The organism is Streptomyces sp. MS19 (assembly GCF_047200595.1).
Taxonomy (GTDB): Bacteria; Actinomycetota; Actinomycetes; order Streptomycetales; family Streptomycetaceae; genus Streptomyces.
Window position 1 is genome coordinate 46,767 of record NZ_JBJZOH010000013.1, and the last position, 25,308, is coordinate 72,074.

General features: G+C 74.7%; 24 protein-coding genes and 1 riboswitch. Of the genes, 8 read left to right on the forward strand and 16 right to left on the reverse strand.

The features are described from left to right. Window positions 1-19: 19 nt before the first annotated feature. The 4 genes from ACL02R_RS15450 to ACL02R_RS15465 all read right to left on the reverse strand — a co-directional run bounded on the left by ACL02R_RS15450 (window position 20) and on the right by ACL02R_RS15465 (window position 4,192). On the reverse strand, window positions 20-778 hold the full coding sequence (locus ACL02R_RS15450; RefSeq protein WP_412797472.1) for a M23 family metallopeptidase: 759 nt from the start codon (window positions 776-778) through the stop codon (window positions 20-22). A 3-nt stretch (window positions 779-781) separates the two neighbouring features. Further along, a riboswitch (cyclic di-AMP (ydaO/yuaA leader) is annotated at window positions 782-972 on the reverse strand. A gap of 357 nt (window positions 973-1,329) precedes the next feature. Next, window positions 1,330-2,517: a dipeptidase gene (locus ACL02R_RS15455; protein ID WP_412797473.1), complete on the reverse strand. Its 1,188-nt coding sequence runs from the start codon at window positions 2,515-2,517 to the stop codon at window positions 1,330-1,332. Continuing rightward, window positions 2,514-3,047 carry a 5-(carboxyamino)imidazole ribonucleotide mutase gene (gene purE, locus ACL02R_RS15460; RefSeq protein WP_412797474.1) on the reverse strand — a complete coding sequence of 178 codons (534 nt, stop codon included), beginning with the start codon at window positions 3,045-3,047 and terminating at the stop codon, window positions 2,514-2,516. Before purE ends, ACL02R_RS15455 begins: the two co-directional genes overlap by 4 nt. Next, window positions 3,044-4,192, reverse strand: coding sequence for a 5-(carboxyamino)imidazole ribonucleotide synthase (locus tag ACL02R_RS15465; RefSeq protein ID WP_412797475.1), 1,149 nt, complete (start codon window positions 4,190-4,192; stop codon window positions 3,044-3,046). The genes purE and ACL02R_RS15465 overlap by 4 nt, the downstream gene beginning before the upstream one ends. Window positions 4,193-4,255: 63 nt before the next feature. Here ACL02R_RS15465 and ACL02R_RS15470 point away from each other — a divergent pair, with 63 nt between their 5' ends. Next, window positions 4,256-4,744 carry a GtrA family protein gene (locus ACL02R_RS15470; RefSeq protein ID WP_412797476.1) on the forward strand — a complete coding sequence of 163 codons (489 nt, stop codon included), beginning with the start codon at window positions 4,256-4,258 and terminating at the stop codon, window positions 4,742-4,744. Here ACL02R_RS15470 and ACL02R_RS15475 read toward each other — a convergent pair. The 4 genes from ACL02R_RS15475 to ACL02R_RS15490 form a co-directional block, all read right to left on the reverse strand. Further along, window positions 4,730-5,995 (reverse strand): ATP-binding protein, encoded by a 1,266-nt coding sequence (locus ACL02R_RS15475; protein ID WP_412797477.1) that lies wholly within the window; start codon window positions 5,993-5,995, stop codon window positions 4,730-4,732. The genes ACL02R_RS15470 and ACL02R_RS15475 overlap by 15 nt on opposite strands. 12 nt (window positions 5,996-6,007) lie before the next feature. Then, window positions 6,008-6,685, reverse strand: a complete 678-nt coding sequence (locus ACL02R_RS15480) for a response regulator transcription factor (protein WP_412797478.1) — start codon at window positions 6,683-6,685, stop codon at window positions 6,008-6,010. Between the two features lie 105 nt (window positions 6,686-6,790). After that, complete coding sequence (locus ACL02R_RS15485) at window positions 6,791-7,426, reverse strand: ATP-binding protein (RefSeq protein WP_412797479.1); 636 nt, start codon at window positions 7,424-7,426, stop codon at window positions 6,791-6,793. A gap of 187 nt (window positions 7,427-7,613) precedes the next feature. Further along, the gene (locus ACL02R_RS15490; protein ID WP_412797480.1) at window positions 7,614-7,994 is read right to left on the reverse strand and encodes an STAS domain-containing protein; all 381 of its coding nucleotides are present in this window, start codon (window positions 7,992-7,994) and stop codon (window positions 7,614-7,616) included. Window positions 7,995-8,246: 252 nt separating this feature from the next. On the opposite strand from ACL02R_RS15490, the gene ACL02R_RS15495 reads away from it, so the two are divergent. Continuing rightward, window positions 8,247-9,158, forward strand: coding sequence for an RNA polymerase sigma factor SigF (locus ACL02R_RS15495; protein ID WP_412797481.1), 912 nt, complete (start codon window positions 8,247-8,249; stop codon window positions 9,156-9,158). Window positions 9,159-9,319: 161 nt separating this feature from the next. Here the strand turns inward: ACL02R_RS15495 and ACL02R_RS15500 are convergent, their stop codons facing one another. After that, window positions 9,320-9,928, reverse strand: a complete 609-nt coding sequence (locus tag ACL02R_RS15500) for a TetR/AcrR family transcriptional regulator (protein ID WP_412797482.1) — start codon at window positions 9,926-9,928, stop codon at window positions 9,320-9,322. Window positions 9,929-10,085: 157 nt separating this feature from the next. Between ACL02R_RS15500 and ACL02R_RS15505 the strand changes: the two genes are divergently transcribed. Beyond that, window positions 10,086-11,039: a zinc-binding dehydrogenase gene (locus ACL02R_RS15505; protein ID WP_412797483.1), complete on the forward strand. Its 954-nt coding sequence runs from the start codon at window positions 10,086-10,088 to the stop codon at window positions 11,037-11,039. Between the two features lie 108 nt (window positions 11,040-11,147). Further along, window positions 11,148-11,861: an MOSC domain-containing protein gene (locus ACL02R_RS15510; RefSeq protein WP_412797557.1), complete on the forward strand. Its 714-nt coding sequence runs from the start codon at window positions 11,148-11,150 to the stop codon at window positions 11,859-11,861. A 14-nt stretch (window positions 11,862-11,875) separates the two neighbouring features. Here the strand turns inward: ACL02R_RS15510 and ACL02R_RS15515 are convergent, their stop codons facing one another. From ACL02R_RS15515 to ACL02R_RS15540, 6 genes are all read right to left on the reverse strand, one after another. Beyond that, window positions 11,876-13,309: an MFS transporter gene (locus ACL02R_RS15515; protein WP_412797484.1), complete on the reverse strand. Its 1,434-nt coding sequence runs from the start codon at window positions 13,307-13,309 to the stop codon at window positions 11,876-11,878. 10 nt (window positions 13,310-13,319) lie between these two features. Further along, a complete protein-coding gene (gene hutI, locus ACL02R_RS15520) occupies window positions 13,320-14,525 on the reverse strand; it encodes an imidazolonepropionase (protein WP_412797485.1) in 1,206 nt (401 codons plus the stop codon). Window positions 14,526-14,565: 40 nt separating this feature from the next. Then, a complete protein-coding gene (locus tag ACL02R_RS15525; RefSeq protein ID WP_412797486.1) occupies window positions 14,566-15,927 on the reverse strand; it encodes a formimidoylglutamate deiminase in 1,362 nt (453 codons plus the stop codon). Next, on the reverse strand, window positions 15,918-17,108 hold the full coding sequence (locus ACL02R_RS15530) for an allantoate amidohydrolase (protein ID WP_412797558.1): 1,191 nt from the start codon (window positions 17,106-17,108) through the stop codon (window positions 15,918-15,920). The genes ACL02R_RS15525 and ACL02R_RS15530 overlap by 10 nt, the downstream gene beginning before the upstream one ends. A 41-nt stretch (window positions 17,109-17,149) precedes the next feature. After that, window positions 17,150-18,817, reverse strand: a complete 1,668-nt coding sequence (gene hutU / locus ACL02R_RS15535; RefSeq protein WP_412797487.1) for a urocanate hydratase — start codon at window positions 18,815-18,817, stop codon at window positions 17,150-17,152. Window positions 18,818-18,971: 154 nt separating this feature from the next. Then, window positions 18,972-19,760 (reverse strand): alpha/beta fold hydrolase, encoded by a 789-nt coding sequence (locus tag ACL02R_RS15540; RefSeq protein ID WP_412797559.1) that lies wholly within the window; start codon window positions 19,758-19,760, stop codon window positions 18,972-18,974. 247 nt (window positions 19,761-20,007) lie between these two features. Here ACL02R_RS15540 and ACL02R_RS15545 point away from each other — a divergent pair, with 247 nt between their 5' ends. Both ACL02R_RS15545 and ACL02R_RS15550 read left to right on the forward strand, forming a co-directional pair. After that, window positions 20,008-20,199 carry a hypothetical protein gene (locus ACL02R_RS15545; RefSeq protein WP_412797488.1) on the forward strand — a complete coding sequence of 64 codons (192 nt, stop codon included), beginning with the start codon at window positions 20,008-20,010 and terminating at the stop codon, window positions 20,197-20,199. Between the two features lie 88 nt (window positions 20,200-20,287). Continuing rightward, entirely contained in the window at window positions 20,288-20,707 is a 420-nt protein-coding gene (locus ACL02R_RS15550; RefSeq protein ID WP_362957851.1) for a hypothetical protein, read from the forward strand. A gap of 628 nt (window positions 20,708-21,335) precedes the next feature. Here the strand turns inward: ACL02R_RS15550 and ACL02R_RS15555 are convergent. Then, window positions 21,336-22,718, reverse strand: coding sequence for a cystathionine beta-synthase (locus ACL02R_RS15555; protein ID WP_412797489.1), 1,383 nt, complete (start codon window positions 22,716-22,718; stop codon window positions 21,336-21,338). A 164-nt stretch (window positions 22,719-22,882) separates the two neighbouring features. Here ACL02R_RS15555 and ACL02R_RS15560 point away from each other — a divergent pair, with 164 nt between their 5' ends. Continuing rightward, entirely contained in the window at window positions 22,883-23,911 is a 1,029-nt protein-coding gene (locus ACL02R_RS15560; protein WP_412797490.1) for an SGNH/GDSL hydrolase family protein, read from the forward strand. A gap of 78 nt (window positions 23,912-23,989) precedes the next feature. Next, window positions 23,990-25,210 carry an acetyl-CoA C-acetyltransferase gene (locus tag ACL02R_RS15565; protein WP_412797491.1) on the forward strand — a complete coding sequence of 407 codons (1,221 nt, stop codon included), beginning with the start codon at window positions 23,990-23,992 and terminating at the stop codon, window positions 25,208-25,210. Window positions 25,211-25,308: the final 98 nt, after the last annotated feature.

A 25,308-nucleotide genomic window follows, 5' to 3' on the forward strand; every position in this document is an offset into this window, starting at 1 on the left:
TTGGGGACGGGGTGGGCCGTCAGGCGGTCACGCCGTGCTGCGCCAGGTAGGCGATCGGGTCGATGTCCGAGCCGTAGTCGGGGCCGGTGCGCACCTCGAAGTGCAGGTGCGGGCCGGTGGAGTTCCCGGTGGAGCCGGACAGGCCGATCTGCTGGCCCGTGGCGACGCTCTGGCCGACGCTGACGGAGATCGACGACAGGTGGGCGTACTGGCTGTAGTGGCCGTCGGCGTGCCTGATGACGACCTGGTTGCCGTACGAGCCGCCGGAGCCGGCCGTGATGACCTCGCCGTCCGTGATGGCGGCGACCGGCGTGCCGCTGCCGACCGGGAAGTCGGCGCCGGTGTGGTGGCCGGAGGCCCACAGGGACCCGGCCGTGCCGTAGCCGCTGCCGTGGACGCCCGCGACGGGGGCGACGTACGAGCCGGTCGCCGGCTGTGCGGCGGGCTCCTCGGCGGGCGCGGGGGCGGCGGCCTGGGTGGTGACGGAGATGCCGTCGAGCGTCAGGGTCTCGCCGGGGTGGATGAGACCGGGGTCGGTGCCGACGACGTCCCTGTTGGCGCCGTACAGCGCCTCCCAGCCGCCGTCGATGCCCTGGGCGGCGGCGATCTTCGCCAGGCTGTCGCCGGGCTGGACCTCGTACGTGTCGGGCGTCGCGGCGTTCGCCCCGCCCGCCGCGACGAGGGGCAGGGCCACGCCGGCGCCGCCGGCGGTGAGCAGCAGGGAGACGCGGGAGATGCGGCCGGCTCGCCGGCGACGGTGACGTCCGTGTGCGGGCATGCGTGTGCTCCTCTCCGACGCCTGCGAGGTCAGCTGTCGGGTTCGGGCCGGAGACTGCCCGGCCGACGGTGCTTCCGGGCACACGGATGCCCGGTGCACGGCGTCGGCTTCACCCCGAGCCGGCGCGTCCCCTGGGGTCGGCACCGGCGGAATTGGGTCCCCCGCTCCTGTCACACGGAAAGCTCTGTGTCCCCGCCTCCGGTGACAGGACTCGGCGTCCGGGGGCGGTGCGCCGCGGAGACGCGGCGCGGCGATACGTTAAGCCGATGAATTCGGGCGACACAAGAAACAGGGCGCAGAAGGAGTGTGACCGGCGATACCCGGACGAGGCGTCCGTCACGCCGCGCGTCTGGTCCGGCACGGAGGGCGAGAACCGGTGGCGGTGACGCACCGTCAACGACCCTGGTCCGGCCGTTGATCGGCGGACGGCGGTTGACGCGCGTCACGTTCACAGGGTGAACGGACAGCGGGCCGAGTGAACTCGGTCACCAGGAGGCAACCGACGTCCACTTGGCTCCGCTATGCGGCAGATGCCCGTTTCGTTCGCGGGGTCAGCCGTCGAGCTGCGCGAGGGTCGCGAGCGACGGCCCGCGCCGTCCGGCCACGTCCCGGGCGACCGCCTCGGCGTCCCGCAGGACGCGCACCGCGTTCCGCCACGTCAGCTTCGCGAGGTCGGCCTCCGACCAGCGCCGGTCGAGCAGCTCGGCGACCAGGTTCGGGTAGCACGCGACGCTGTCGAGCCCGTCCGGCAGGTACGCCGTCCCGTCGAAGTCGCCGCCGAGGCCGATGTGGTCCACGCCCGCGACGTCCCGCATGTGGTCGAGGTGGTCGGCGACGGTGGCCACCGTGGCGTGCGGCCGGGGATGGGCGGCCTCGTAAGCGGCGAGCAGGCGCATGGCCTCCGGCGTGTGGTCCAGCGGCCGGAAGCCGTGGGCGCGCATGTGGTCGGCGGCGCCGGTGAACCACTCGTACGCGGCGGGCAGCACGAACTGCGGCACGAACGTCGCCATCGCCACCCCGCCGTTGGCGGGCAGCCGCTCCAGCACGTCGTCCGGGATGTTGCGCGGGTGGTCGCAGACAGCGCGCGCCGACGAGTGGGAGAACAGGACCGGCGCTTCCGTCACCCGCAGCGCGTCGCGCATGGTGCTGGGCGCCACGTGCGACAGGTCCACGAGCATGCCGAGCCGGTTCATTTCGCGCACGACCTCCTCGCCGAACGCGGACAGGCCGTCGTGGCGGGGCGCGTCGGTGGCGGAGTCGGCCCAGTCGATCGTGAGGTTGTGCGTGAGCGTCATGTAGCGGACGCCCAGGGTGTGGAGTGCACGGAGAGCCGCCAGGGAATTGGCGATGCTGTGCCCGCCCTCCGCGCCCATCAGCGACGCGATACGGCCCTCGGCTCGTGCGGCCTCCAGGTCGTCGGCGGTCAGCGCGCGGCGCAGCGACTCGGGGTAACGGGCGAGCAGCGCGGCGACCACGTCGATCTGCTCCAGGACGGCGCTCACAGCGCGGTCCCCCGCGTACTCGGCCGCCACGTACACCGACCAGAACTGGCCGCCCACGCCGCCCGCCCGCAGCCGGGCGAGGTCAGTGTGCAAGCTGGCGCTCTGGTCGGCGGCGATGTCGAGGCGGTCCAGGTCGTAGCCCGCCTGCTCGCGCAGGGCCCACGGCAGGTCGTTGTGCCCGTCCACGACGGGGTGTTCCGCGAGCAGCGCGCGGGCCGCGGCGAGGCTGTCGGTCACGCGGAGGGCCCTTCCGCACGGGCGGCGCGCAGGCGGCGGCCCTTCTCGGTGGCCTGCTCGCGCAGGGAGAGCTGGAACTCCCGCATCCGCACCAGCAGCGCCTCGTCGTGCGCGGCCAGCAGCCGTACGGCGAGGAGCCCCGCGTTGCGCGCGCCGCCGATGGACACCGTCGCGACGGGCACGCCGGCGGGCATCTGCACGATGGACAGCAGCGAGTCCATGCCGTCCAGGTGCTTCAGCGGCACCGGCACGCCGATCACCGGCAGCGGCGTCAGCGCGGCGAGCATGCCCGGCAGGTGCGCCGCGCCGCCCGCGCCCGCGATGACCGCCTTCAGGCCGCGCCCGGCCGCCTCCTCGCCGTACGCGAGCATCTCGTGCGGCATCCGGTGCGCGGAGACGACGTCCACCTCGTGCGGGACGCCGAACTCGTCCAGCGCCTCGGCGGCGGCCCGCATCACCGGCCAGTCGGAGTCCGATCCCATCACGATGCCGACCAGGGGCGGGCGTCCTGCGGTGTCCTGCGGGCTCATTCGGTGATGACTCCTCTGAGGTAGTCGGCCGCGTGCCGGGCGCGCTCCCTGACGTCGTCCAGGTCGTCGCCGTAGGTGGTGACGTGGCCGACCTTGCGGCCCGGCTTCACGTCCTTGCCGTACATGTGGATCTTCAGCTTCGGGTCGCGCGCCATGCAGTGCAGGTAGCCCTGGTACATGTCGGGGAAGTCGCCGCCGAGGACGTTGGCCATCACCGTCCAGCGCGCGCGGGGGCGCGGGTCGCCGAGCGGCAGGTCGAGCACGGCCCGCAGGTGGTTGGCGAACTGGGAGGTGACGGCGCCGTCCTGCGTCCAGTGGCCTGAGTTGTGCGGGCGCATCGCCAGTTCGTTGACGAGGACCCGTCCGTCCCTGGTCTCGAACAGCTCGACGGCCAGGTGGCCGGTGACGTCCAGGTCGGCCGCGACGCGCAGCGCGAGCTGCTGGGCCGCGAGGGCGAGGTCGTCCGGCAGGTCGGGCGCGGGGGCGATCACGGTGTCGCAGACGCCGCCGGCCTGCACGGACTCCACGACGGGGTACGCGACGGCCTGGCCGTGCGGGGAGCGCACCACGTTCGCCGCCAGTTCGCGGGCGAAGTCCACCTTCTCCTCGGCCAGCACGGCGACCCCGGCGCGGAACGGCGCGGTGGTCGCGGCGGCGGACGCGGCGTCCGGCACGACCCACACGCCCTTGCCGTCGTACCCGCCGCGCACCGTCTTCAGCACCACGGGGAACCCGCCGGTCTCGGCGGCGAAGCGCACCACGTCGTCCGGGTCGGCCACGACGCGGTGGCGCGGGCAGGGGACGCCCAGCTCGGTGAGCCGGGCGCGCATCACGCCCTTGTCCTGCGCGTGCACCAGCGCGTCCGGGCCGGGGCGGACGGGCACGCCGTCCGCCTCCAGGGCCCGCAGGTGTTCGGTCGGGACGTGTTCGTGATCGAAAGTGATCACATCACAGCCCTTCGCGAACGCGCGAAGCGTCGCGAGATCGCGGTAGTCGCCGATCACGACGTCCTGCACCGCCTGCGCGGCGGAGTCCTGCCGCGTGTCGCTGAGCAGCCTGAATCTGATGCCGAGCGGGATGCCCGCCTCGTGGGTCATACGGGCGAGCTGCCCCCCGCCGACCATGCCGACCACGGGAAATGTCACGCACACAGCGTATCCGCCACGCCCCCGGGGGACGCAGGGAGGCGCCTGGTTACCATGGCTGCCATGACCGAGCCGCTCACACTCCGCGACCGGCTGCGCGGGGTCGCGCGGGAGGCGGCCAAGTTCGGCACCGTCGGGGCGTTCGGTTTCCTCGTCAACGTCGTGGTCTTCAACCTGTGTACGCAGGCGGCGGACCTCGCCCCCGTGCGCTCCGGCGTGATCGCCACCTCGGCCGCGATCTGCACCAACTACGCCGGCAACCGCTACTGGACCTACCGCCACCGCGACAAGACCGGCAGGAGCCGGGAGGCCGGACTCTTCCTGCTCTTCTCCGGCGCGGGCATGGTCATCGAGAACGGGCTGCTCGCGCTCTCGCACTACGGCCTCGGCTTCACCTCGCCCCTCGCCGACAACCTCGCGAAGAACGTCCTCGGCCTCGGCATCGGCTCGCTCTTCCGCTTCTGGTCCTACCGGACGTGGGTCTTCCGCGCCGCGCCCGCCGCGCCCGCCCCCCAGGCGGAACTGCGGACCGGCCCGTCAGACGCGGTCTGATCCCCCGCCGCCCTGCTCGGCGGCCTCCCGGCTCAGGAACAGCGCGAAGACCGGCGGCCGCGCCTGGAGCAGTTCGAGACGCCCCCCGTCCGCCTCCGCCAGGTCGCGCGCCACCGCGAGGCCGAGACCCGTGGAGTTACGGCCACTGACCGTGCGTTCGAACACCCGGGCGCCCAGCTCCGAGGGGACGCCGGGGCCCTGGTCGGTGACCTCGACGACCACCTGGTTGCCCGTCGTACGGGTGCGCAGCGCGACCGTGCCCGCGCCGTGCATCAGCGCGTTCTCGATCAGGCAGGCGAGGACCTGCGAGACGGCGCCTGGCGTGCCCACCGCGCGCAGGCCCGCCCGGCCCGAGTGCACTATCGCCCGGCCCTCGCTGCGGTAGGCGGGCTTCCACTCCTCGATCTGCTGGACGACGACCTCGTCGATGTCGAAGGCGACGGCGGAGCCGAGCCGGGGGTCCCGGGAGTTCGTCAGCAGCCGCTGGACGACGTCGGTGAGCCGTTCCACCTGCGCCAGGGCGATCGCCGCCTCCTCCTGGACCGTGTCGCGGTCCTCGGTGACGATGATCTCCTCAAGCCGCATCGACAGGGCCGTCAGCGGGGTGCGCAGCTGGTGGGAGGCGTCGGCGGCGAGGCGGCGTTCCGCCGTCAGCATGCGGGCGATCCGCTCGGCGCTGGCGTCCAGGACGTCGGCGACGCGGTCCAGCTCCGGGACGCCGTAGCGGCGGTGGCGGGGGCGCGGATCGCCCGAGCCCAGCCGTTCCGCCGCCTCGGCGAGATCGGTCAGCGGCGCGGACACCCGGTTCGCCTGCCGGACCGCCAGCAGCACGGCGGCGCCGACCGCGAGCAGCGAGACGACCAGCGTGATCGTCACCATGCGGCCGATCTCGTCGCTGACCACGCTGCGCGGCTGCGCCACGGTCACCCGCTCGCCGTGCACGCCGGTCTCCACGGCCGTCATGTCCTCGCCCGACGGCTCCTCGCCGATCAGGACCGGCTCCCCCTCCGCCAGCTCGATCTCCACGAACCGGTCGGCCGGCACCGACGCGCGCAGCTCCTCGGCCGTGACCGGGTCGCCGGACGCGATCCGGCTCTCCACGTCCGCCAGCACGCGGGCCGCCTCCGCGTCCAGCCGGTCGCGGGCGGTCGACTCGATGGACCTGGCCTCCACCAGGAAGAGCGAAAAGCCGAAGACCGCGAGGACGACGAGGACGACGGCCAGGGTCGAGTTGATCAGGCGGCGGCGCACGGCGGAGGTCCGTCAGCTCTTCTCGAAGCGGAACCCCACGCCGCGGACCGTGGCGATGTAGCGGGGATTGGCCGCGTCGTCGCCGAGCTTCTTGCGCAGCCACGAGATGTGCATGTCGAGGGTTTTCGTGGAGGACCACCAGGTCGTGTCCCACACCTCGCGCATCAGCTGCTCGCGCGTCACGACGCGACCCGCGTCCCGCACGAGCACGCGCAGCAGGTCGAACTCCTTGGCGGTCAGGTGCAGCTCCTCCTCGCCCATCCACGCGCGGTGCGACTCGACGTCGATCCGGATGCCGTGGACGGCGGGCGCGGGGGCGGCCTCCGTCGTGCCGCGGCGCAGCAGGGCCCGGACGCGGGCGAGCAGCTCCGCCAGGCGGAACGGCTTCGTCACGTAGTCGTCGGCGCCCGCGTCGAGCCCGACGACGGTGTCCACCTCGTCCGCGCGGGCCGTCAGGACCAGCACCGGCAGGGTCAGACCCTCGGTGCGCAGGCGCCGGCAGACCTCCAGGCCGTCCATGCCCGGCAGGCCGAGGTCGAGGACGACGAGGTCCACGTCGCCGCGCAGTCCGGCGCGCAGAGCCGCGGGGCCGTCCTCCCGCACGTCCACCTCGTAGCCCTCGCGGCGCAGGGCACGTGCCAGCGGCTCCGAGATGGATGCGTCGTCCTCTGCGAGCAGTACTCGGGTCATGGGGCGATGGTAGACGCCCCGCGACGCCGTGCCGGTGTCACCGGGCGATCCCGGCGGACGGGGGAGGACGCGTGGGAGCCAAGAGGGGCGGGCGGGCCCCGCGGGTCAGGCGAGGCCGGGCGGGGCGGCCACCTCGGCCCAGACGGTCTTGCCGCCGGACGCGGTGTCGTGCGCGACGCCCCAGTCGAGGCAGAGCCGTTCCACGATGAACATGCCATGGCCGCCGGGCCGGCCGGCGCGGCGGGTGGTGCGCAGGGCGGGGTCGCCCTCGCCGCCGTCCACGACCTCGATGCGCAGGACCTTCGCGGCATGGCCGACGCGCAGCTCCTCGGGGCCTCCGGCGTGGAGGCAGGCGTTCGTGACCAGCTCGGAGACGACGAGCAGGGCGTCCTCGGCGGTGGCGCGCTGCTCCTCCGTCTCGGAGGGGAGCCAGCCCCAGTCGTGCAGGGCCCCGCGCAGGAACTCGCGCGACCGTGCGACGACACCGGCGGTCCCCACCAGCCGCAGCCGTCTGATCTGCCGCATCGGCTCGGCGCGCGGGCTTCCGCCCTCCGCCGTGTCCGCCGTCACCGGCGGGGCGTCGTGCTCCCGCACGTCCGTGCCGGTCTCGCCCACGGCCTCCGCGCCCGCCACGTCCCCGTAGCCGGCGGCGCCGTATCCGTTCTCGCCGACGGTGGCCGGGCTCTGTGGCTCCGGCCCGGGGTCACCGCTGCCTGCCGGGAACGGCCGGGTCGCATTCATGCCCACGCCTCCCCTCACCGCATCCCCACGCTGCTGAAACGTTCGTCCGCCGGCGTCCTGGGAACGCCGGGGACACATCGGTCTGTGTGCTCTCCTGCCCGGAGGGCGGGTCGCCACACCCACCCCATCCCGGCAATCGTGTGACGCGCGCGCCCGTGGCGGTCCGGCGCGTATCGCCGCCCGTCACTCAGTCCGCCGGGAGCGCCGCGAGGGCGTCGGCAAGGGTGCTGTGCACGGTGAAGACCGAGCCGGCACCGGTTATCTCGAAGACCCGGGCGACGATGGGCCGCATCGCCGCCAGGTGGATCTCGCCACCGACCGCCTCCGCCTCCAGCCGCGTGGCCAGCAGCACGTTGAGTCCGGTCGAGTCGCAGAATTCGAGCGCCGAGCAGTCGATGACGATACGGCGGCAGCCGTCCGCGATGCACTGCTCCAGGGCGCCGCGCAACGCGTCGGCCGAGTGGTGGTCCAGCTCACCTGCCGGGGTGACCACGGCGCCAGGCCCGTTGCGCCGCACGTCGATCGTCAGCTGCTTCCGGTGCGCGCTGTCCGGTGTCCCGCGGTCCATGCAGCCCCCTCTTCTCCTCCGAGCCCTCACTGGCTAGGTTCGAAACCTTAGCCCGTGCCCTCTTGTCCCGACAGCCGAACGAATCGGGCATCCGTCCGGTTCCGGACGGAGCGAACTTGCCAGGGCGGCCCGATCCCCGATAGGCGTAGGGGCTGAAGGATTCCGAAACGGCCGGCTTGGAGGCGCCGCACCTCGCAGTGCACGTCACGGCTTCGGCAGCCATACGCCGAGATACTTACGGAGGACACCGTTATGTCACCCGCCCCTCGACCGCACGCTTTCCCGGCGGCGGACCCGGTCCTGGAACCGGCCGCCACGGCGTTCGTGCCGGCGCAGTTCCGGGTCACGGAGGACGACCTGTTCGCGTCCCTGGCCGAGCTGCCCCCGTTCGAGGACGTGGCGCCGCCCGACGCGCGCGCCCTGTCGAAGTCCCTCTTCGCCCGCCTGGCGGCGCTGGAGGAGGGCACCCACGCCCACGCGTACGTCCGCAACACGCTGGTGGAGCTCAACCTGGCGCTGGTCCGCTTCGCCGCCTCGCGCTTCCGCTCCCGCAGCGAACCCATGGAGGACATCGTCCAGGCCGGCACGATCGGGCTGATCAAGGCGATCGACCGGTTCGACGCGGAGCGCGGTGTGGAGTTCCCCACATTCGCGATGCCGACGATCATCGGGGAGATCAAGCGGTTCTTCCGCGACACCTCGTGGTCGGTGCGGGTGCCGCGCCGCCTCCAGGAGCTGCGGCTCGACCTCGCCAAGGCGGGCGACGAGCTGACGCAGCAGCTGGACCGCGCGCCGACCGTCGCGGAGCTGTCCGCGCGGCTCGGCGTGCCGGAGGACGAGGTCGTCGAGGGACTGACGGCGTCCAACGCGTACACCGCCAGCTCGCTGGACGCGCAGCCGGAGGACGACGACAGCGAGGGCGCGCTGGCCGACCGGCTCGGCTACGAGGACCACGACCTCGAAGGCATCGAGTACATCGAGTCGCTGAAGCCGCTGATCGCCGGTCTGGCGCCGCGTGACCGCACGATCCTGTCGCTGCGGTTCGTCGCGAACATGACGCAGTCGGAGATCGGCGAGGAGCTGGGCATCTCGCAGATGCACGTGTCGCGGCTGCTGACGCGGACGCTGGCGCGGCTGCGGCGGGGGCTGCTGGCCGAGGACTGACACCGGGCGCGGGGCGGTGGCGTCCCGCACTCCCGCCAGGCGCCGTCCTGGCACCGCAGGGGCCCGCCGGGGCATTCACGACCTTCACGTGCGTGGATGCCCCGGAGGGCCTCTTTCGCGTGCGCGCGCGGCGGGCGTGACGGGCGTGACGGCCGGGCGGCTCAGACGGTGCCGAGCAGCGGGGCGATGTCCGGGAGGGTGGCGAAGGACTCGCGCGTCCTCGCCTTGAGCGCGGCGCGGTCGGGCGTGCCGCTCTCGGACCAGCGGGCCAGTGCCCAGCGCCAGGCGGTCAGGAAGAGTTCGAGCAGCAGGCGCAGTTCCAGTTCGGAGCGGCCGGGCGGCAGGCTGACGGCGACGACGCGGTCGGTGACGTCGGCACAGTGGCGCAGGCTGTGCGCGACGAGGACGGGCGTGCGGTCGCACAGCGCCCTGCTGGCCAGGAACCGGGTCTCCCACCCGTCGGCCATCGCGTCGAGCGCCGCGTGGAGCGCCGCGACGTGGCCGGGCAGCGGGGACGGGCCCGGCGGGTGCTGTCCGACGTGGGCGAGGTACGCCGCCCACAGCTCCTTCTCCGGCGCGAGCGCGACATCCTCCTTCGAGGCGAACATGCGGAAGAACGTCCGCTGGGAGATCTCCACGGCGTCCACGAGTTCGTCCAGCGTCGCGGCGGCGAAGCCCTTCTCGGTGAACAACCGCAGCGCCTCGTCCACCAGCGCGTGCCGGGTGCGCAGCTTCTTGCGCTCCCGCAGCGTCAGTCCGGTGTCCGTCATGCGGCGGAGTCTACCCGTCGCCGGTGACATCCAAAAGCCTGTTGCGCGCATGTGCTGGTGACTGGCACTATCTGTCCGTCGCCCGGTCGGGGACCTCGGTCCCCACCGGCGCGGCCCGACTGCTGCGTGCCCGACAGAGAGAGAAAGGTGACGCGCCATGCGTGCCTGGACCATCGACCACTCGGCTCCCGGCCATCTCGCGCCCGCCGAGGTGCCCGACCCCGAGCCGCGGCCCGACGAGGCGCTGATCCGTGTCTCCGCCTTCTCGCTGAACCACGGCGAGGTCACGCACGCCGTGCCCGAGGGCGAGGCCGGCACCGTGCCCGGCTGGGACGCGGCGGGCGTCGTCGTCCGGGCGGCTGCGGACGGTTCGGGACCACCGGCGGGCACCCCGGTGGTCGGGCTCGGCGAGGGCGGTGCCTGGGCGGAGCTGCGCAGTGTGCGGACGGACTGGCTCGGCGCGATACCGGAGGGGGCCGACCCCGGCGCGGTCAGCACCCTGCCGGTCGCCGCGGGGACGGCGCTGCGGGCGCTGCACCGCGTGGGGCCGCTGCTCGGCCGCCGTGTGCTGGTGACGGGTGCGGGCGGCGGGGTCGGGCGGTTCGCGCTCCAGCTGGCCGCGCGTGGCGGTGCCCATGTGATCGCCACGACGCGGGACGCCGCCAACGAGGAGGCGCTGCGCGCGCTGGGCGCGGACGAGGTGGTCGTCGGCGTGGACGGCATCACGGACGGGCTGACCGCGCCGGTGCACGGCGTGCTGGACACGGTGGGCGGTGGTCATCTGGTGGCGGCCTTCGGCGCGCTGGCGTCGCACGGGACGCTGGTGGCGGTGGGGCACACGGAGGGACGGGGCGAGTCGTTCCCCTTCGGCGCGATGTTCGGCCCCCTGGGGCACGACCGCGCCGTGACGACGTACTTCCTGCTGAACGACGGCGTCGGGCTCGGTGCGGACCTGAGCTGGCTGGCCGGACTGGTGGCGCGGGGTGAGCTGGACCCGCAGATCGGCTGGCGCGGCTCCTGGGACCGCACCGGTGAGGCGGTCGCGGCGCTGGGCGAGGGACGCGTGACGGGGAAGGCGGTGCTTGAGGTCACCTCCGCCGCGGGGGGTTGAGGACGTGGGGGCGGCCGTATCCTCGGCACCGTGCGAGAGACCTCTGTGCCGGGCGAGACCGCGCCGGACCCCACCGTGCGGGACGACACCGCGCCCCTGGACGCCCCGATGGTTCCGACCGTGCTGACCGTCAACGTCGGCGGCGCCGGAGCGGTGGCGACGACCGACGCGCCGTCGGGACTGACCGGGATCGACAAGCGTCCGGTCGCCGGGCCGGTCGCCGTCAGCGCCCCGGGACCGCGCGGTGTGGGCGGTAGCGGGCTCGCCGGGGACACGGTGTGCGACCTGCGGTTCCACGGCGGCGACGACCAGGCGGTGTACGCGTACGCGCGGGAGGACCTGGACCGCTGGGAGGCGCTGCTCGGGCGCCCGCTCGCCAACGGCGTCTTCGGCGAGAACCTGACGACGGTCGGCGCCGACCTGTCGGACGTGCGGATCGGGGAGCGGTGGCGCGTCGGCGGCGGGCTGGTGCTGGAGGCGTCGGCTCCCCGTATCCCGTGCCGGACCTTCGCCACATGGCTCGGTGAGCGCGGCTGGATCAAGCGGTTCACCGCGGAGGCGCGTTCCGGGGTCTACTTCCGGGTGCTCGTCCCCGGGCCGGTGTGCGCGGGCGACGGCATCGAGGTGCTGCACCGGCCCGATCACGAGGTCTCGTCGATGTTCCTCTTCCGGGCCATGACCACGGCGCCGGAGCTGCGCCCGCGGGTGATCGCCGCCGGGGACGCGCTGCACTCGCGCGAACGGGCGCGGGCCCGCGCGTGGGCGGGCCTGCCCGCGACGCCGGACGGGGCGGCGGACGCCCCCGTGCCCGACCCCGCCTGACCGGGGCGGGTACCTCAGGGACGCGTGCCCAGCGCGGCGTCGATGCCGCGCTGGCGCAGGTGCCGCCGCATGTAGAGCGACAGCGCGGCGATCCCCAGGAGCGCGACGGCGTACGGGGCGCGCAGGCCGGCCTCCCGGCTCACGAGTGCCTCCACCGCCACGGCCAGGCCGCCGACGGCCGCCATGCCCAGCGGCATGGTGCCCCAGCCGAGGAGGCGGTAGACGCTGTTGACGCGGCCCAGCAGGTGGTCGGGGATGAGGGTCTGCCGCAGCGAGACGGTCACGACGTTCCACATCACCACGCCGAAGCCGGAGATGCTCATCGCGGCGCCTACCGCGTAGGCGTTCGACGACAGGGCGGCCGTCCCGTAGGCCACGCACTCGATGGCGAGCAGGCAGAAGAGGGACCGCGCCTCGCCGATACGGCGCGTCAGCCGCGACGCGAGCAGACCGCCGAGCAGGCCCCCGACGCCGCCCACGGACGTGAGGACGGCGAAGCCGAGCGCGCCGAGGCCCAGGATCTCCTGCGCGTACAGGACGTAGGTCGCCATGGCGCCCTGCCCCACCATGTTGAGGACGGCGAGCGAGATGGCGAGCGGGCGCAGCAGCAGGTGGCCCCACAGGTGGCGGACGCCCTCGGCGATCTCGGCGCGCATCCGCCGCCGGGCGGCGGGAGCCTCGGCCGGCCCCGGCTGAGTGGGCACCCGCACTGCGCGGAAGGTGCCGCGCAGCGTGAGCAGCAGGACGCCGGCGACCACGGCGGTGAGCGCGTCGAAGGCGAACGGCACGGCGACGGCGACGCCGATCAGGAAGCCGCCGAGCGGGCGGGCGAAGAAGTCCTCGGTGACGACCTGGCCCGCCATCAGCCGCCCGTTGGCGGCGGCGAGGCGGTCGCGGTCCACCAGCGAGGGCAGCAGGACCTGCGAGGTGTTGTCGAAGAGGACCTCGGCGAAGCCCAGGACCAGCGCGCACACGTACAGCAGCGGCAGGGACATCACGTCGAGCGCCACGAGCAGCGCGACGGTCCCGACGACGACGGCGCGCGCGGCGCTCATCGCGAGCATGATGCGGCGGCGGTCGAGGCGGTCGGCGAGCACACCGGCCGGGAGGCTGAACAGCAGCCAGGGCAGGCGGACCGCGGCGCCGACGAGGGCGATGGCGAGCGGGTTGCCGGTCAGGGTCGTCGCGAGCCAGGGGAAGGCGATGGCGCCGGCGCCCTGGCCGAGGTTGGCGAACGTGACGGCCGCCCACAGGCGCAGGAAGCGCGAGCCGAGTCCGGTGGCGGGCGCCGGCGGGGCCGGGGGGCCAGGCAGGGGCGCGGCCGGGTCGGCGACCGTTCCTGACGGGTGGGGTGGCGGGGCGGCGCCCTCGCCGCCGGTGGCCCGTCCCTGGGTGTCCTTCGCCATCTGCTGTTCTCTTTCCCGGCCGGTCCGGAGTTCGCCCGGCACGGTCGCGACCCTAGACGGCGCGCCGTCCGGCGCGCCAGACCGCTGCGACGAGGGGGACGCCGGGCCGGTAGGCGAGGTGGACGGGTGACGGGGCGTCGAGGAGGACGAGGTCGGCGCGGGCGCCGGCCGTGAGACGGCCGATGTCGGCGCGGCGCAGCGCGGCGGCGCCGCCCGCGGTGGCGGACCAGAGGGCCTCGTCCGGCGTCATGCCCATCTCCCGGACCGCGACGGCGATGCAGAACGGGAGCGAACTGGTGTAGGACGAGCCGGGGTTGCAGTCGGTGGCGAGGGCGACGACTGCTCCGGCCGCGAGGAGGCCGCGGGCGTCCGGGTAGGGCGAGCGGGTGGAGAACTCGCAGCCGGGCAGGAGGGTCGCGACGGTCCGGCCGCCGCTGTCGGCGAGGGCCGCGATGTCGGCGGCGGTCAGGTGGGTGCAGTGGTCGGCCGAGGCGGCGCCCAGTTCCACGGCGAGCCGGACGCCGGGGCCGGGCCCCAGCTGGTTGGCGTGCAGGCGCGGCGTCAGTCCCCTCGCCGCGCCCGCCGTCAGGACGGCACGGGCCTGGTCGGCGTCGAAGGCGCCGCGTTCGCAGAAGGCGTCGATCCAGCGGGCGTACGGGGCGGCGGCGTCGAGCATCGGGCCGGTGACCAGGGCGACGTAGGCGTCGGGCGCGTCGGCGTACTCGGGCGGGACGACGTGTGCGCCGAGGTAGGTGACCTCGTCGGTCATGCCGCGTGCGATGCGGAGGGCGCGGGCCTCGTCGGTGACGGTGAGGCCGTAGCCGGACTTCGTCTCGGCGGTGGTGGTGCCCTGCCGGAGCATCTCGCGGAGGTGGGCGGCCAGGCGGTCGGCGAGATCGGCGTCGGTGGCGCGGCGGGTGGCGGCGACGGTGCGCCGGATGCCTCCGGCCGTGTACGGGCGGCCCGCCATCCGCGCGGTGAACTCGTCGGTGCGGTCACCGGCGTACAGGAGGTGGGCGTGTGAGTCGACGAAGCCCGGGATGACGGTGCGGCCGCCCGCGTCGAGGTGACTGTCAGTGGCTGGTGCTTCACTGGTGGTGCCGGTCCAGACGACGCGGTCGCCTTCGAGGGCGAGGGCGGCGTCGTGGACGGGGCCGAGCGGACCGGGGCCGAGGGAGGGGTCGTTGGTGACGAGGGTGCTGATGTTCGTGATGAGCGTGCTGCGGCTGCTCGCTGGGCTGGTGTCGGCGGTCGGCATCGGCTGCGGTCTCCCGGCGGGTGGTGCGGGCGGACGGGGGTCAGGCGGCGCGGTGCAGGGCGGTGATGGCGCGGTCCAGGAGCCGGGGGACGTCGGGCATGAGCTGGTGCACGCCGTCGCGGACGATGTGCCGGCCCGCGACGACGGTGTGCCGGACATCGGCGGCGGTACCGGCGGCGAGCGCGGCCTCCACGGCGAGGGAGGGCGGGCAGCCGGTGGTGCGGACCGTGTCGAGGGCGAGGGTGGTGAAGTCGGCGAGCGCGCCCGTGGCCAGCCGTCCGCCGTCGGGGCGGCCCAGTGCGGCGTGCCCGGCGGCCCCGGCGGCCAGCAGCAGTTCGCCGGGGGTGAAGTGGCCGCGTCTGCCGGTGCGCAGCCGTTCGCCGCCTTCGAGGGCGCGGGCCTCGGCGAGCGGGTCGATGACCGTGTGGCTGTCCGTGCCGAGGCACAGCGGGCTGCCCGCGTCGCGGAGCCGGGCGGCGGGCCCGATGCCGTCCGCCAGGTCGCGTTCGGTCGTCGGGCAGAGGCAGACCGCGGTGCCGGAGTCGGCGAGCAGGCCGATGTCCTCGTCCGTGAGATGCGTGGCGTGCACGGCGGTCGTCCGGGGGCCGAGCAGCCCGTGGTCGGCGGCGAGGCGGGTGGGGGTGACGCCGTGGGCGCGGCGGCAGTCGTCGTTCTCGGCGGGCTGCTCGGAGAGGTGCAGGTGCAGCGGGGCGTCCCGGTCGGCGGCCCAGCGGGCGACGGTGGCCAGCGCGGCGGCGGGCACGGCGCGGACGGAGTGGACGGCCGCGCCGACGCGGACGGCGGGACCGGACAGCTGGTCGTGCAGGGCGGCGGCCCGGTCCGCCCAGGCGTCCGCGGTGCCGTCGCTGAAGCGCAGCTGGCGGGGGCCGGGTGGGCGGCCGAATCCGGCGGCCAGGTAGCAGGTGTCGAGAAGGGTGAGGCGCAGGCCGGCGTCCCGGGCGGCGGTGGCGAGGGCGAGACCCATGGCGTTGGGCTCGTCGTAGGGGGGGCCGTCCGGGTGGTGGTGGACGTAGTGGAACTCGCCGACGGACGTGAAGCCCGCCAGTGCCATCTCCGCGAAGACGGCGCGGGCGAGGGTGGCGTACGAGGCGGGGGTCAGCCGGGCCGCGATGTCGTACATGCCCTCGCGCCAGGTCCAGAAGGTCGCGCCGCCGACCTGGGAGAGGCCGCGCAGCGCCCGGTGGAAGGCATGGCTGTGGGCGTTGGCGAAGCCGGGGACGGTCAGCCCCGGCAGGGCCACGGCGCCGACCGGGGGCGCGGCGAGACCGGGGCGCACCTCCGTGATGCGGCCGGACGCGTCGGTGGCGACGGCGACACCGGGCTCGACCGTCCCGTCGAGCCAGGCGAGTTCGGCCCAGTAGAGCTGCGCGGTCAGGGACACGCGAGGCCCTCCAGTACGCGGGTGAGCGCGGCGACACCGGCCAGGCAGTCGGCCTCGTCGGCGTGCTCGGCGGGGGCGTGCGAGACGCCTGTGGGGTTGCGCACGTACAGCATGGCCGTGGGGACGGCGGCGGCGAGGACGCCCGCGTCGTGCCCCGCCCCTGTCGGCAGGGCGGGGGGATCGCCGCCGACACGGGAGGCGACGAGGCCGCGCAGCGCGCTGTCGAAGTGGACGGCGGCCGTGACGGACTCGCGCGTGACATCGACGGTCACGCCGTCCCGTTCGCCGCGCTGGGCGGCGCTGTCGGCGATGGCGGTGACAAGGCCGTCGAGCGCGGTCTGGTCGGGGGCGCGGCAGTCGAGCCAGCCGCGGACGCGGGACGGCACCGCGTTCACCCCGCCGGGTTCCGCCGCGACCTTGCCGAAGGTGGCGAGGGCGCCCGCGAGCCTGGCCCGCTTCCTGGCGGCCAGGACGGTGTGGGCGTATGTGAGCATCGGGTCGCGGCGGTCCTCGACGCGGGTGGTGCCCGCGTGGTTGGCCTCGCCGCCGAAGTCGAGGCGCCAGCGGCCGTGCGGCCAGATGACCGAGCCGACGCCGACCGCGTGGGGCGTGCCGGCCAGGGCGCGGCCCTGCTCGATGTGCAGTTCGACGAACGCGCCGATGCGCGCGAGACGTCCGGGATCGGGGCCGAGGCCGTCCGGGTCGATGCCGGCCCCGGCCAGGGCGCGGTACAGGGGGACGCCGTCCGCGTCGCGCAGGGCGCGCGCCCGCCTGGGGTCGAGCTGCCCGGTGGCGAGCCGCGATCCGGCGCAGGCCACGCCGAAGCGGGCGCCCTCCTCGTCGGCGAACGCCACGACGCCCAGGGGGCGCCGGACCGGGCGTCCCCGGGCGCGCAGCCCGTCCAGCGCGGCGAAGGCGGAGACGACGCCGAGCGGCCCGTCGAACGCGCCGCCGTCCGGCACCGAGTCGAGGTGCGACCCGGTGACGACGGCGTCCCCGGCGGCCGGGTCGCCCTGCCAGGCCCACTGGTTGCCGTTGCGGTCGGTCTCGTGGCGCAGGCCGCGCGCGTCGGCCTCGGTGCGGAACCAGGCGCGCAGCTCGATGTCCGCGGCCGTCCAGGCGTAGCGGCGGTACCCGCCGGTGGCGGGGGCGCGGCCGATGGGCAGCAGCCGTTCCCACATCGTGCGGAACGAGGCGGCGGCGGCCGGGTGCGGCGCGGTGGTCACGCGGTCTCCCGCATCGGCACACGGACGCCGTGCTCCTCCGCGACGGCCTCGGCACGCTCGTACCCGGCGTCCACGTGCCGGATCACGCCGGTGCCCGGGTCGTTGGTGAGGACGCGGCGGATCTTCTCCCCGGCGAGCGGGGTGCCGTCCGCGACGGTGACCTGCCCCGCGTGCAGGGAGCGGCCCATGCCGACGCCGCCGCCGTGGTGGACCGAGACCCAGGAGGCGCCGGAAGCGACGTTCACCATGGCGTTGAGCAGCGGCCAGTCGGCGATGGCGTCCGAACCGTCGCGCATCGCCTCCGTCTCGCGGTAGGGGGAGGCGACCGATCCGCAGTCCAGGTGGTCGCGTCCGATGACGACGGGCGCGGACAGCTCTCCGGACGCCACCATGTCGTTGAACCGCTCCCCCGCGCGGTCGCGCTCCCCGTAGCCGAGCCAGCAGATGCGGGCGGGGAGCCCCTGGAAGCGCACCCGCTCCCCCGCCAGGCGCAGCCAGCGGGCCAGCGGCTCGTTCTCCGGGAAGAGGTCGAGGACGGCGCGGTCGGTGGCGGCGATGTCCCTGGGGTCGCCGCTGAGCGCGGCCCACCGGAAGGGCCCCTTGCCCTCGCAGAACAGCGGCCGGATGTAGGCGGGGACGAAGCCGGGGTAGTCGAAGGCTCGCTCGTAGCCCGCGAGCCGTGCCTCGCCGCGCAGCGAGTTGCCGTAGTCGAACACCTCGGCGCCCGCGTCCTGGAAGCCGACCATGGCAGCCACATGCCGCGCCATCGACTCGCGGGCGCGGCGGACGAAGTCCTCAGGACGTTCGGCGGCGTAGGCGGCCATGTCGGCGAAGCCGATGCCGAGGGGCAGGTAGGCGAGGGGGTCGTGGGCGCTGGTCTGGTCGGTGACGACGTCCACGGGCGCGCCGCGCGCGAGGAGCGCGGGGACGACCTCGGCGGCGTTGCCCAGGACGCCGACGGACAGCGGGCGGCGCTCGCGGCGGGCGCGTTCCGCCTGGCGCAGGGCGTCGTCCAGGGAGTCGGCGGCCACGTCCAGGTAACCGTGGGCGACGCGGCGGGCGAGGGCGCGCGGGTCGCAGTCCACGCACAGGGCCACGCCGCCGTTCATCGTCACCGCGAGAGGCTGTGCGCCGCCCATGCCGCCGAGCCCCGCGGTCAGGGTGAGGGTGCCCGCCAGGGTGCCGCCGAAGCGCTTGGCGGCGACGGCGGCGAACGTCTCGTAGGTGCCCTGGAGGATGCCCTGGGTGCCGATGTAGATCCACGATCCGGCGGTCATCTGGCCGTACATGGTGAGGCCGAGGTGTTCGAGGCGGCGGAACTCGTCCCAGTTCGCCCAGTCGCCGACCAGGTTGCTGTTGGCGATCAGGACGCGCGGGGCCCACTCGTGGGTGGTCATGACGCCGACCGGGCGGCCCGACTGGACGAGCATCGTCTCGTCGGGGCCGAGCGTGCGGAGGGTGCGGACCATGGCGTCGAACGCGGCCCAGTCGCGCGCCGCCTTGCCGCTGCCGCCGTAGACGACGAGCCGGTCGGGGTGTTCGGCGACGTCGGGGTCGAGGTTGTTCTGGAGCATCCGCAGGGCCGCCTCCTGGGGCCAGCCCCTGGCCGTCAGCGCGCCACCGCGCGGTGCCCGGACGGGCCGGGGTCCTGCCGGACCTGCCATGCGTGCCTCCCCGGTGAGGACGGACCGTGCCATACGCGCGCACCGACCCCTCCGACTGTAGGGGCTGAGCAATCCGAGTCAACAACCCCGCACCGGACGCCCCCTGGGCCCGCCGGACGCCGCCCGGCCCGCCCGTACGGCGGGGCGCGGCAGGTCAGGCATCCGCCGGCGCGTCGAGGAAGCCGAGCACCAGGGGGCTCGCGACGGCGTGGAACTCCTCGAAGTAGGCGTGCCGCGCGCCCGGCAGGAGGTGGAGCCGCGCGCCCGGTATGCGGTCGGCGAGCAGGGGCGCGTTGGCCGCCGGGTTGAACGTGTCGTCGGTGCCGTGGACGACGAGGGTCGGCGCGGTGATGCGGGGCAGCGCGTCCCAGGCGTCGTGCCGCTCGCTGGCGGTGAAGTGCCGCCGCCGGGCGTACACCGGCATGTCCGGGTCGCCGATGGTGGTCCACGGGCCGTGGCGGCCTTCCAGCCATGCCGGGGTGTACATGAGGTCGAGCAGGATGCGCGCTGCCTCCCGGGGCGTGGCGCGCGCCAGGGAGCGGCTGACGGCCTCGTCGCGCGGGACGCTGTGCGGGCCGCCCGGTGTGGTGCAGCCGAGGACGAGGCGCCGTACGCGGTCCGGGTGGCGGACCGCGATCCACTGGGCCACGCGGCCGCCCATGGAGGTGCCGTACACGTCGGCGCGGTCCACGCCGAGGTCGTCGAGGACGGCGACGGTGTCGTCCGCGAACTGCCGGGTGCTGTACTCGTCGCGCGGCTTGTCGCTGTCCCCCGTGCCGCGGTAGTCGAGTGTGACGGTGCGGCGTGCGGCGTGGAAGTCGGCGCGGACGGGGTCCCACCAGCGGTGGGTGTTGGCCTGCCCGGCGAGCAGGACGAGCGGCGCGCCCGTGCCCTCGGCCTGGTAGGCGATGCGCGTGCCGTCCGGGGCGGTGGCGTGCGGCATGGTGGCGGGCCCCCTGGGGTTGTGCGGTCCGGCGGCGGGACGGCCGGTCCCGCCGCCGAGGATCGTGGCACACGCCCGGCCGCCGGGGACGGCCAGGTCCGGCGGCACGTCACCGGCTTGACCGGAATTGGTCGCGGGTGGGCCGGGCAGAACGTTTCCGACCGTTGTCGCACCGGCTTCGACCGGTTCACCGGTCGGTGCCTCCTTCACTGACGGGTTGTCAGTGCCCTCCCCTACAGTCGGGCGCATGAACGAGACGCGGCAGGACACGTACAGGCAGCAGGTCCAGGTCCCCCGGGGCGGCGAGGGGTGGGGGGTGGCGCGCTGGGGTGAGCGGCGGCCCGGTGTCCCGGTCGTCATGTCGCTGGCGGAGGCGTTCGGGAATCCAGGGGGCGTGGGCCAGCGCCCGATAGCCGACCGCGCTGCGCCCGGCGGATGAGCCGGGCGCTCCGGGGGCCCAGGGGAACCGGCGAGAGGGGGGCTACCCCTAATGGCACCGGCCGGTCCGCCCCCGTAGCGTGGACCGCATGATGAGTGGCAGTGACCGCGGCTTCGAGCGTGACGCGGAACTCCGGGCGGATCTCGACGCCGCGTTGCAGACCCGGAAGGAACTGGGCCCGGCGTACGAGGCGGAGCTGGTCGACGCGTTCCTGGAGAAGGTCGAGCAGCGCGTGGACGCGGCGGTGGAGAAGCGCGTCCGGCGGCAGCTGGCCGAGCAGCAGATGGTGATCGCCAGGGGCGGCCGGACCAGGACGCCCGGGGAGGTCAGGGGGCCCGGCACCGAGTTCATCCTCGCGTCGATGTCACTGGTGCTCGCCATCCCGCTGTCGGCGATCGCCGCGAACCTGGCCGACATGGAGGGCCTGCTCACCTGCTGGGCCGGGATCGTCGCCGTGAACGCCTGCTACGTCCTGCGGCGCGGCGCCCACCGCGGCGAGGACGACTGACCGCGGGACGTTCGCCGCGGGCGGGCCGCGCCCGGGAAGGGCGCGACGCCGACCAGGCGTGACGCCCGCCCGTGGACGGTTGTGCGGGCGCTCCCGCGTCCCCGCTCGCAGTTCCCGCGTGGCGGCGGTTCCGCCAGGCGAGAGGGCTGGGGCCACCGCCGCCGGCAGACGTGAACTCCCGCGCCACCGTGTGCGGTTCGCCTGGTCCGGCGCCCCTCCGCGGGCGGCGGGGCGGGCGAGCCTGCCGCTGGTCAAGGGCGACCGCTGCGCACGGCCTTCTCCCGCGGCGGGCCGAGCACGAACGCCGGTGCGCAGACGGATTCGCGCGCGTCCGTCGCCCGCAGGCCGGGGGGCGGGCGGGTGAGGAGTGCGCGGAGGAAGAGGTTGGCGGGGACCGCCGCACCCCGGTGAGCGCATCACCAGGGGCGGGACGACGGCGGTCCCCGCGGGGACGCCGGCCGGGTCGGGGCCTGGCGTCCTGGCGACCAGGGAGGTCCGGGAGCCGCTCCGGAGGTCCTTGGTGCCGACAACCGCTACTCTGCCGGGCCGGTGTTAACGACGCGTTGCCCGGCCGTGACACTTCGGGATCTCTTGTCCGGTCCTTCCGCGACGCTCCGGAGCCGGCGGCTCAGCGCCCGCCCGCGAGATAGGCCAGCAGGTCCTGCCTGCTGACCACCCCGGTCGGCTTGCCGTCCACCAGGACGACCGCCGCGTCGGCCTCGCGCAGCACCTGCATCAGGTCGGCGACCGGCTCGCCCGAGCCGACGTGCGGCAGCGGCGGGCTGACATGGGGCTCCAGCCGGTCGGCGAGGGCGGCGCGCTGCGTGTACAGGGCGTCGAGCAACTCCCGTTCGACGACCGAGCCGACGATCTCGGCGGCCATGACGTCCGGGTGCCCCGCGCCCGGCTTGACGACGGGCATCTGCGAGACGCCGTACTCGCGCAGCACCTCGATGGCCTCGCCGACCGTCTCGTCCGGGTGCATGTGGACGAGCGAGGGCATGTCGCCCTCCTTGGCCCGCAGCACGTCCCCGACGCGCGCGGTGGGCTCGCCGCCCTCCAGGAAGCCGTAGTCGGCCATCCACTCGTCGTTGAAGATCTTGCTGAGGTAGCCGCGCCCGCCGTCCGGCAGCAGCACGACGACCACGTCGTCAGGGCCGAGGCGCCGCGCGACCTCAAGGGCGCCGACCACGGCCATGCCGCACGAGCCGCCGACGAGCAGCCCCTCCTCGCGCGCCAGGCGCCGCGTCATCCGGAAGGAGTCCTTGTCCGAGACGGCCACGATCTCGTCGGCGATCTTCCGGTCGTAGGCGTCGGGCCAGAAGTCCTCGCCGACGCCCTCCACCAGGTAAGGCCGCCCGCTGCCGCCCGAGTACACCGACCCCTCCGGGTCGGCGCCGATCACGCGCACGCGCCCGTCGCTGACCTCCTTGAGGTAGCGGCCGGTGCCCGAGATGGTGCCGCCCGTGCCGACGCCCGCGACGAAGTGCGTGATCCGCCCGTCCGTCTGCCGCCACAGCTCGGGGCCGGTGGTCTCGTAGTGGGACAGCGGGTTGTTCGGGTTGCTGTACTGGTCGGGCTTCCAGGCGCCCGGCGTCTCGCGCACGAGGCGGTCGGACACGTTGTAGTACGAGTCCGGGTGCTCGGGATCGACGGCCGTCGGGCAGACGACGACCTCGGCGCCGTACGCGCGCAGCACGTTGATCTTGTCCGTCGAGACCTTGTCCGGGCAGACGAAGACGCAGCGGTACCCCTTGCGCTGGGCCACGATGGCCAGGCCGACGCCGGTGTTGCCCGACGTGGGCTCGACGATGACGCCGCCGGGACGCAGTTCGCCCGACGCCTCGGCCGCCTCGATCATCCGCAGCGCGATGCGGTCCTTCACCGAACCGCCGGGGTTGAAGTACTCGACCTTGGCGAGCACGGTCGCCCGGATTCCGGCCGTCACCGTATTGAGCTTCACCAGCGGGGTGTTGCCGACAAGGTCGATCATCGACTCGTGATACTGCACCTGGGTCTCCGCACGTCCGGGGCGCGGGAGCGGGTTCTTCCGCCCCACCGGCAGCACTGTATTGCGTTGCGCGGCGCGCCGCGCTGGGCACCACACAGGTGAGGAGACGGGTCGGGACGGGACGGACGGGAGGCGTGAGGCTTGCCATGTCGTCAAGGGCGCGGGTGGCACGGAGGATCGCGACCGCGGCGGCGCTGGGCGGCGGCGGCATCAGTGTGCTGGGGGGCGCGGCGGTGGGGCTGCTGCTCACCGAGGTGCGGTACGCGCGGCGGCGGCTGAGCGGGGGCGGCGACCGTGAACCGCCGGTGGCGGACGGGCTGTACGGTGCCGCGTTCGCCGACGCCCCGGGACCGCCGCTGCGCCTGGCGCTGCTGGGCGACTCGACGGCCGCGGGGCAGGGCGTACCGCGCGCGGGGCAGACACCCGGCGCGCTGCTCGCTGCGGGGCTCGCGGCCGTCTCCGAGCGCCCCGTCGAGCTGCACAACGTCGCGCTGTCCGGCGCCCGTTCCTCCGACCTCGAACGCCAGGTGTCGCTGCTGCTCACGGAACCGGGCCGCGCGCCCGTGCCCGACGTGTGCGTGCTGATGATCGGGGCGAACGACATCACCGGCCGCGTCTCGCCCGCCCGTTCGGTGAAGTACCTGTCGGAGGCGGTGGCGCGGCTGCGCACCGCGGGCTGCGAAGTCGTCGTCGGCACCTGCCCCGACCTCGGCTCGGTGGAGCCCGTGGCGCAGCCCCTGCGCTGGCTGGCGCGGCGGCTGTGCCGGCAGCTGGCCGCGGCGCAGACGATCGCCGTGGTGGAACTGGGCGGCAGGACCGTGTCGCTGGGGGCGCTGCTCGGGCCCGAGTTCGCCGCGCACCCGAGGGAACTCTTCGGCCCGGACCGCTACCACCCCTCCGCCGAGGGCTACGCCACCGCCGCGATGGCGATCCTGCCGACGCTGTGCGACGCGGTCGGGGTGTGGCCGCTGGAGGAACGCGCGCCGTCGCAGCGGCGCGAACGCGTCCTGCCGGTGGACAAGGCGGCGGCGCGCGCCGTGTCCGAGGGCGGCTCGGAGGTGAGCGCGGCCGACGGCCCGGACGGCGCCCGGGGCGCGGCCGGGCAGCGCGCGCCGCGGGCGCTGCTGCGGCTGCGGCGCAGGCGGCGGCTGCCGGAGGAGGAGCGCGATCCGGTCGCCGGGAGCGGGACGTGACAGCCGATACTACCTGCGAGTAACTTCAGGGTACGGGCCGCGGCACCCGCCGCGGCACCTCCCAGAGAGGCCAGGGACATGCCTGAAGCAGTGATCGTCGCCGCCGCACGCTCCCCCATCGGACGCGCCGTCAAGGGCTCGCTGAAGGACATGCGGCCGGACGACCTGACCGCCGCGATCGTCCGCGCCGCGCTGGACCAGGTGCCCGCGCTCGACCCCGCCGACATCGACGACCTGATGCTCGGCTGCGGCATGCCGGGCGGCGAACAGGGGCACAACCTCGGGCGGGTCGTCGCCGTGCAGCTCGGCCTCGACCGGCTCCCGGCCTGCACGGTGACGCGCTACTGCGCCTCGTCCCTCCAGACGACGCGGATGGCGTTCCACGCGATCAGGGCGGGCGAGGGCGACGTCTTCGTCTCGGCGGGCGTGGAGACGGTCTCACGGCACCGCTTCGGCTCCTCCGACGGCCAGCCCGGCACGCGCAACCCGCTCTTCGCCGCCGCCGGGGAGCGTACGGCCACCCGCGCCGAACGGGGCGGCGAGGGCTGGCACGACCCGCGCGAGGACGGCGGACTGCCGGACGTCTACATCGCGATGGGGCAGACCGCCGAGAACCTGGCGCGTCTCAAGGGCGTGACGCGCGAGGAGATGGACGCGTTCGGCGTCCGCTCGCAGAACCTGGCGGAACGCGCCGTCGCGGACGGCTTCTGGGCGCGCGAGATCACCCCCGTGACCACGCCGGACGGCACGGTCGTCGCGGCCGACGACGGCCCCAGGCCAGGCGTGACCCTCGACGGCGTACGCGGCCTGAAGCCCGTCTTCCGCCCGGACGGCCTGGTCACGGCGGGCAACTGCTGCCCGCTCAACGACGGAGCGGCGGCGCTCGTCGTGATGTCCGACACCAAGGCGCGCGACCTCGGCGTCACGCCGCTCGCCAGGATCGTCGCCACGGGGGTGTCGGCCCTCTCGCCGGAGATCATGGGACTCGGCCCGGTGGAGGCGAGCCGCCAGGCGCTCGCCCGCGCGGGGATGGGCGTCGGGGACATGGACCTCGTGGAGATCAACGAGGCGTTCGCGGCCCAGGTGATCCCGTCCTACCGGGAGTTGGGCGTGGACCCGGAGCGGCTGAACGTGAACGGCGGCGCCATCGCGGTCGGCCACCCGTTCGGCATGACGGGGGCGCGTATCACGACTACGCTGATCAACGCGCTGCGATGGCACGACAAGCAGTTCGGTCTGGAGACCATGTGCGTCGGCGGCGGCCAGGGCATGGCCCTGGTGCTTGAGCGCCTGAGCTAGGCGGGCCCCGCGGGTCCCCGGAGCCCAGGGGCGCGTCCGGAGCGCGGGAGGCGCTCCGCGGGACGGGGGAGGCTGAAGTGACATCCGTCACCCGGTAT

Bases quoted from the DNA above. Each gene is read 5' to 3' on its own strand.
- ACL02R_RS15530 (WP_412797558.1), bottom strand. From the start codon at position 17,108: ATGTGGGAACGGCTGCTGCCCATCGGCCGCGCCCCCGCCACCGGCGGG.
- ACL02R_RS15480 (WP_412797478.1), bottom strand. From the start codon at position 6,685: ATGACCCGAGTACTGCTCGCAGAGGACGACGCATCCATCTCGGAGCCG.
- purE (WP_412797474.1), bottom strand. From the start codon at position 3,047: ATGAGCCCGCAGGACACCGCAGGACGCCCGCCCCTGGTCGGCATCGTG.
- ACL02R_RS15545 (WP_412797488.1), top strand. From the start codon at position 20,008: ATGAACGAGACGCGGCAGGACACGTACAGGCAGCAGGTCCAGGTCCCC.
- ACL02R_RS15495 (WP_412797481.1), top strand. From the start codon at position 8,247: ATGTCACCCGCCCCTCGACCGCACGCTTTCCCGGCGGCGGACCCGGTC.
- ACL02R_RS15450 (WP_412797472.1), bottom strand. From the start codon at position 778: ATGCCCGCACACGGACGTCACCGTCGCCGGCGAGCCGGCCGCATCTCC.
- ACL02R_RS15485 (WP_412797479.1), bottom strand. From the start codon at position 7,426: ATGAATGCGACCCGGCCGTTCCCGGCAGGCAGCGGTGACCCCGGGCCG.
- hutI (WP_412797485.1), bottom strand. From the start codon at position 14,525: ATGCCGACCGCCGACACCAGCCCAGCGAGCAGCCGCAGCACGCTCATC.
- ACL02R_RS15490 (WP_412797480.1), bottom strand. From the start codon at position 7,994: ATGGACCGCGGGACACCGGACAGCGCGCACCGGAAGCAGCTGACGATC.
- ACL02R_RS15470 (WP_412797476.1), top strand. From the start codon at position 4,256: ATGACCGAGCCGCTCACACTCCGCGACCGGCTGCGCGGGGTCGCGCGG.
- ACL02R_RS15565 (WP_412797491.1), top strand. From the start codon at position 23,990: ATGCCTGAAGCAGTGATCGTCGCCGCCGCACGCTCCCCCATCGGACGC.
- ACL02R_RS15540 (WP_412797559.1), bottom strand. From the start codon at position 19,760: ATGCCGCACGCCACCGCCCCGGACGGCACGCGCATCGCCTACCAGGCC.
- ACL02R_RS15550 (WP_362957851.1), top strand. From the start codon at position 20,288: ATGATGAGTGGCAGTGACCGCGGCTTCGAGCGTGACGCGGAACTCCGG.
- ACL02R_RS15510 (WP_412797557.1), top strand. From the start codon at position 11,148: ATGGTTCCGACCGTGCTGACCGTCAACGTCGGCGGCGCCGGAGCGGTG.
- ACL02R_RS15505 (WP_412797483.1), top strand. From the start codon at position 10,086: ATGCGTGCCTGGACCATCGACCACTCGGCTCCCGGCCATCTCGCGCCC.
- hutU (WP_412797487.1), bottom strand. From the start codon at position 18,817: ATGGCAGGTCCGGCAGGACCCCGGCCCGTCCGGGCACCGCGCGGTGGC.
- ACL02R_RS15500 (WP_412797482.1), bottom strand. From the start codon at position 9,928: ATGACGGACACCGGACTGACGCTGCGGGAGCGCAAGAAGCTGCGCACC.